General features: G+C 75.7%; 6 protein-coding genes. All 6 read right to left on the reverse strand.

The window, feature by feature from the left end; genetic code table 11:
• On the reverse strand, window positions 1–809 hold an 809-nt coding region (locus VR45_RS24055; protein ID WP_045941910.1), incomplete at its 3' end, for a hypothetical protein.
• Window positions 810–838: 29 nt separating this feature from the next.
• Entirely contained in the window at window positions 839–2,017 is a 1,179-nt protein-coding gene (locus tag VR45_RS24060) for a hypothetical protein (RefSeq protein ID WP_045941911.1), read from the reverse strand.
• On the reverse strand, window positions 2,014–3,162 hold the full coding sequence (locus VR45_RS24065; RefSeq protein WP_045941912.1) for a hypothetical protein: 1,149 nt from the start codon (window positions 3,160–3,162) through the stop codon (window positions 2,014–2,016). The genes VR45_RS24060 and VR45_RS24065 overlap by 4 nt, the downstream gene beginning before the upstream one ends.
• The gene (locus tag VR45_RS24070) at window positions 3,159–3,830 is read right to left on the reverse strand and encodes a hypothetical protein (RefSeq protein ID WP_045941913.1); all 672 of its coding nucleotides are present in this window, start codon (window positions 3,828–3,830) and stop codon (window positions 3,159–3,161) included. Before VR45_RS24070 ends, VR45_RS24065 begins: the two co-directional genes overlap by 4 nt.
• Window positions 3,831–4,021: 191 nt before the next feature.
• A complete protein-coding gene (locus VR45_RS45885) occupies window positions 4,022–5,149 on the reverse strand; it encodes a polyprenyl synthetase family protein (RefSeq protein ID WP_052709329.1) in 1,128 nt (375 codons plus the stop codon).
• Window positions 5,146–5,595, reverse strand: coding sequence for a hypothetical protein (locus tag VR45_RS45890; RefSeq protein ID WP_052709330.1), 450 nt, complete (start codon window positions 5,593–5,595; stop codon window positions 5,146–5,148). Before VR45_RS45890 ends, VR45_RS45885 begins: the two co-directional genes overlap by 4 nt.
• Window positions 5,596–6,070: the final 475 nt, after the last annotated feature.

Consider the following 6,070-nt stretch of genomic DNA (forward strand, 5'->3'; position numbering starts at 1 on the left):
GCGCTGACCCGCCGGTGCAGCGGGGCGCGGCGCGGACCGGCCGTCCCGCCGCCGCGCAGCTGGCGGATCACGGTGTGCAGCAGCCGGGCCGGGGCGACGGCGGCCAGTTCGATGGTCCGGCCGCTGCCCAGCCAGGCCCGCTCCTCGGGGCGCAGCCCGGCGGGCAGCGGTCCCCGATGGCCGTGCGGCCCGCGCCCGGAGGTGAGGTGCAGGGTGCCGGCGTGCCGGGGCACCAGGCCCATCGAGCGCACCCGGACGCCCGTCGGCCCGGCCCCCGCTGCTCCGTACGTGGTTTTGACCTGCTCGAAGCATGCAAGCCCGGAGGGGCTGGCATCGTGCAGCACGTGCACCACGGCCCCGCCGGCCCGCTCCAGCGCGCCCACCAGCAGCTCGTCCAGCGGCAGTTCGTCGGCCGGGAGCACCGGGCAGGCGGCCTCCAGATGGAGGTCGTTGGCGATCAGCATCGCGGCGATCTCCCGGCTCTGGCAGACCAGCAGCCGGGGCAGCCCGTAGTCGTAGAGGTCGGGCTCCTCGGCGGCGGCCGCGCGGGGGCCGGTCGGACGGGGCGCGGCCGGCGGCAGCAGGCCGGGCAGCTCGTCCCGGCGCGCGGCCAGCGCGGCGGCGAACCGGGCGTACCGGACGGGCGGTGCCAGGGTGTACGGGATCCGGCGCGGCCCGGCGTGCAGCGGCTGGAGCACCCGGCACAGCTCGTAGTAGAGCTGCCGCTCGGTGTACCGCAGCCCGCCGGGCGCCCCGGCCCGGCCGGCGGCGACGGTCAGCGCGCCGTCCAGGAGCGGACGCAGCGTCATGGGGTTCCTGCCTTTCGTCGTCCCCGCGCTCACGCGGGGCCCTTGCCGAGGTCCGGGCCGTCCGGCCGGGCCCCGCCGGCCCCGCCGGGCGCGTCGTCCGCCTCGGGTTCGGGCCAGCTCATGAAGCCGACGGCGAGCGCCCGGCGACGGGTCTCCAGCGGGTTCTCCGGCCGTCCCGCCGCCGGGGAGCGCACCGGTCCGGTCCGCAGCGCGGTCGGGGCCCGGGGTGCCGGCGGCGCGGTGATCCGCTCGGCGGCCCGGTCGGCGATCGCCAGCAGCCGCTTCGGGGCCAGCGCGGCGAGCGGGGTCCACCAGCCCTCGGCGAACCACGTCCGCTGGCTGCCGGTCAGCTCGGGCACCGCCCGCTGCAGGCGGACGTAGAGCTCCTCCGGGCGGTGCAGGTCGCGCAGCAGCGTGTACTTGGTCTCGTCGACCAGCACGGTGCGCACCGACAGCCCGGCGTCCAGCACCCGCAGGCCGGGGCGGGCGGCGCGTGCGTCGGCGGCCAGCAGATGGCCCTGGGGCGAGGCGTCGTGCAGCACCACCAGCGGCAGTCCGGCCGGGACCTCGCGCAGGTCGTGCACCAGCAGCGCGCGGTGGCGTTCGGCGTACCCGTTGGCGCGCAGGAAGGCGGTGATCGTCCGGTCCGGGCAGAGCAGGACGAGGGCCGGGGCGGCGGGCGGCGGCCCGGGCGGGACCAGCCGGCCGTCCACCAGCCCCGGCGGCAGGGCGCCGTAGGTGGCCCGCCACCGGTCCAGCACGGTGCTGCGGAAGTCGTCCTCGGTCCAGCGGGAGTGCACCGAGATGTCGGGCGCGGGGACTCCGACCAGCATGAACTGCCGGATCGAGAGGCCGATCAGCAGCAGCGCGACCAGGACGAGCAGCTGGCCGAAGCCGGAGTCGAGCAGGGCGAGGGAGGCGAGGAGCCCGATCAGCCCGGGGACGAGCAGCCCGGTCGCCTTGTTCCTGTCGCCCCGGAACCGCTGCGGCGGCCGCCCCCGGTGTTGCAGGGCGTAGGCCAGCTGCCCGTCGGTGACGGTCAGCCGGCCCTGGTCGGAGAGCTTCTCGGTGACCTTGCGGATCCGGACGTCGTGCAGCCCGAGGCCGTCGAGCTTGGGGTCGAGGGCGAACTCCTTGCGGCAGAACGAGCAGCGGCGCTTGGTGCGCTCACGCTGGATCAGGTTCTTCGAGCAGTGCGGGCAGATCATCGCGGTACCTCCGGCACCGGCCAGCTGAGGAATCCGACATTTCCGTGCAGCGCCCGCTCGGCGGCCCGTTCGGCCATCGTCAGCAGCCGTTTGGGCGGCACCGCCACCAGTGGGCTCCACAGCCCTTTGGCGAGCCAGTTGTGCTCCCGCTCGGACAGCCCCGGCAGCCGCGCCAGCAGCTCCTCCAAGGGCTTGCGCTCCTGGTGCTCGTACAGGTGGACGGCCCGGTCCCAGGCCGCCACCGCGGTGCGGGCCGACAGTCCGGCGTCCACCACCGGGACGGCCGGCCGCGCGGCCCTGGCCTCGCGCACCAGCAGCAGGCCCTGCGGGGAGGCGTCGTGCAGCACGATCACGGGCAGGTCGTCCGGCAGCTCGGCCGCCGAGGCGACGATCACCGCCCGGTAGCGCACGGCGAAGGTGTTGGCGTGCAGGAAGGCGGTGACCGTCCGGTCCGGGCAGAGCACCGCGAGCACCGGCGACCCGTCCGGTACCGAGGGCCGGACGGCGGCGTCCTCGACCACCCCGGCCGGGAGGCCGCCGTAGACCTCGGCCCAGGGGTTCAGGACCTTGATCCGGAACTCCGCGTCGGTCCAGTCCGGGCGGTTGTCCAGCGGCGTCGTCCAGGCGTCCTCCTGCCGCCGCAGCAGCTCGCGCCGCAACTGCCACTGCCGCTCGGCCAGTTCCCACCGGGCCCTGATCCGTTTGCGCCGCAGCAGCCGGACCGCGTCCTGCGCCATCGCCCCGAGCATCGCCAGGCCGAAGAACCCGGCCACGGCCGCCAGGATGATCGTGGCCGGCAGCCGGGTGACCAGTAAGTAGGCGACGGTGACCAGCCCGGTGCCCATGCCGAGGCAGAAGGCGAGCACGCCGACGCCCTCGAACCGGGGCTCGGACGGCCGGCCGGGAGGGTCCTTGCGGGGCCGGACCGGCGGCCGCCCGCGTTCGTGGTGCGCCCCGCGGAGCTGCTGGACCGTCAGGACGACCCGGCCGCCGTCGCCCAGCCGCTCGACGGTGCGTCGCAGCCGCAGGTCGTGCAGCCCCCGGGTGTACTTCGGCTCCAGCGCGAACCGCTGCCGGCAGCTCCAGCAGGTGCGGCCGGTGCGGATCTTTCCGGGCAGCTCGGTCTCGCAGCGCGGGCACTTCATCGCGTGGACTCCTCCAGCGTGGCCGCCAGCCGCCGCAGCCCGGCGGCCAGCCGCTCCCGCCGGCCGACCGTGCCGATCCGCTGCCCGTGCTCCACCGCCCGCAGCGCCTCGGCGAGTTCGGTCTCCGCCCGGCGCTCGGCCTCGGCCGCGGTGATCGCGTAGTCCTCGTGGTCGATGCCGTACCCGGTGTTGGCGGCCAGGATGTTGAGCGGCTCGCGGCCCCGGTTGGCGAAGGAGTGCGGCATCAGCTCGGGTATCCGTATCAGCAGCCCCGGTGTCAGCGGCACCTCCACCACCCGGCGCCGCTCGGCGTCGTACAGCCCGCAGGCGGCGTGGCCGAGGCTGAGCACCAGGTGCTCGCCGCCGTGCGCGTGCGGGGTGAACGCGCTGCGCGGGGCGACGATGCCCAGTTTGTAGGTGGCGTTCGAGGGCCGCTCCGGCGAGGTCTTGGCGTCACCCACCAGGTAGTGGGCGAACTGGCCCTCGTCGATGAACCGCAGCAGTTCCTCGCCGGCCGGCCCGTGCGCGGCCTCCGGTCCCAACTCCCGTGCGCCGTGCCGGTCCGCGAGCAGCACCCGGCCGTCCGGCCGCAGCCGGTAGAGTTCCGCCCCGGCCGGCAGCCGCCCGGCGAGCCTTTCGAGTTCCCGCAGCCCCGATCGTACGGACATCGGCCACCCCACCCCCAGCTCGACCCTTGCGACGTCACCCCCGGTGACGCGGGGCGTCGCGCGGCCGGTTCCCGCCGTCCGGGACCGACGTTCCGGATCTTACGCACACGGGGTGACATCGCCCAGGGGCGGACGGGACCGGCAGGAAGGGGCGGTGAACGGGGGCCGTCGAACGGGGGTCGGGGAACGGGTCAGCGGCCGCGGGCCACCACGAAGTCGGGCAGTGCCAGCAGGAACGCGCGGGCCTCGGCGGCCTCTTCGGCCGCCTCTTCGGCGTCCTCGCCCCCGTCGCTCCGTTCGCTCCCGCCGTCCGCCGCCGCGGGGGCCCCGGCCAGCACGGCCTCGATCTCCCGCGCGGCGGCCGCGACGAGTCCGGCCGCCGCCTCCTGGGCGTGCGCCACGCAGTCGTAGGCCGTCATCCGGTCGAGCAGCCAGGCCACGTCCTCGGCCGCTTCGGCGCCGCGCTGCGACCGGGTGAGGCTCAGATGCCGCACCACGCGGGCGCGTTCGGCCGGGGTGGCGCGCTCCAGCAGTTGGATGAGCATCAGCGTCCGCTTGCCCTCCCAGAGGTCCCCGGCGATCTCCTTGCCGTACTCCTCGGCCGCGCCGACCAGGTTGAGCACGTCGTCCTGGATCTGGAAGGCGGCGCCGAGGTACCAGCCGAACCGGTCCAGCCGGGCGGCGTCCGTACCGGCCCCCTCGGCGACCAGCAGGCCGGAGCGGCACGGGTAGAGGAAGGTGTACCAGGACGTCTTCTTCAGGCACATCCGGTAGTAGTCGGCACTGGTCAGCCCGCAGGCGTTGTCCCGGATCCAGGCGATCTCCATGGCCTGCCCCTCCAGGGACTGGCGGCACATCAGCTCGGTCTCCTCGAACAGCCGCCAGGCCAGCTCCCCGCCGAGCGCCCGCCGGTTGGCCATCACCCGCCGCAGGCCGAGCAGGTTGGTCGCGTTGCCGACGTTCAGCGCGACCTCCACGCCGTACCGGGCGGGCAGTGTGGGCTCGCCCCGGCGCAGCTCGCTGCCGTCCTGGATGTCGTCGTGGACGAGGAAGCCGTTGTGGAACAGCTCCACCGTGACGGCCGGGTTGAGGGCCCGCTCGGGCCGTCCGCCGAACGCGGCGCAGGTGGCCAGGCAGAGCGCGGCCCGCAGGCCCTTGCAGGGGCGGGTCGGGTAGTCGGCGGCCAGGTCGTAGAGGTAGGGCGGGCTCTGCTCGGGGATGTGGCGCAGGAGTTCGGCGAGGGTGCGCTCGCGGTACCGGGCCAGGACGCGCTCGACCAGCGGCGCGCCGACGGCGGGGCGTCCGGCCGCGGTGGTCACCCCCGGGGCCGCTCGTCCGGTCCCGCGCCCTTGCCGCCGCCGGGGCCCGCGCCGTCGGCGGCCCGCGGGTCGCCCTGCGGTCCGAAGGCGTTCCGCAGGCCCTGGTTGGCGAGGCCGGGAGCGAGTGAGCTCAGGCCGAGCAGCAGGTCGAGGACGTCGTGGGCGTTGGCCGCGAGCCGCTGGGCCTGCTCGGACACCTCGCCGGTGGTGTTGGCGAGGACCCGCTCGCTCACCGCGTCGATCAGCTGGTGGGTGTTCTCCGAGACCCGGCCCACCAGGCGGTCGAACTCCTCCTGGTCGACCCGGTGCTCGCCGGTCAGCCGGGCGGTCGCCGCCTTGGCGTCGGTGATCCCGGCGGACAGCTCCCGTTCCAGGACGGCCGCGGCCTCCATGACCGCGCGCGAGCCCTGCTCGCCCAATTCGCTGAACCGACCGGCGTCGGGCATGGCTGACCTCCTGGTTCGCCCCCCGGCCGGGGCCGGGGCGGTCCGGGTCGGCGCGCGGCGGGGCGCCGTACCGATCGCCGATGGTACACGGCTGTGTGCGGAGCGTGTCCACGGCGTCACGGTGGAGGAGCCGGGTGTGCGTTTGTTCCGGGGTGCGCCGGAGTCGCCCCGGCGCGCGGCCGCGCCCGTGCGCCGGGTGCGGTCCGGACGGCCCGGCGAGTCGGGGCCGCCCGCCCGCTTGGTCACTGATAGTGATTGCCTGATTTCGGAGCGATCCGCCAGGGGGTGGAGGGCGGCAGCAGCACCGGACAGTACGGGACGGCACAGGAGAAGGAGCGGTCATGGGTGGCAGACAGCGTCCGCCGAAGGCGCGGGACGCCCGGCCGGAGGCGAAGCGGCGGACCGGGCGCCCGCCCGGCCCGCGCGCGGACCGGCCGGCGGTGGACCCCGGCCCGGAGATCGCCCGGCTGGAGGG

Source organism: Streptomyces sp. NRRL S-495 (assembly GCF_000966955.1).
Classification (GTDB): domain Bacteria; phylum Actinomycetota; class Actinomycetes; order Streptomycetales; family Streptomycetaceae; genus Kitasatospora; species Kitasatospora purpeofusca.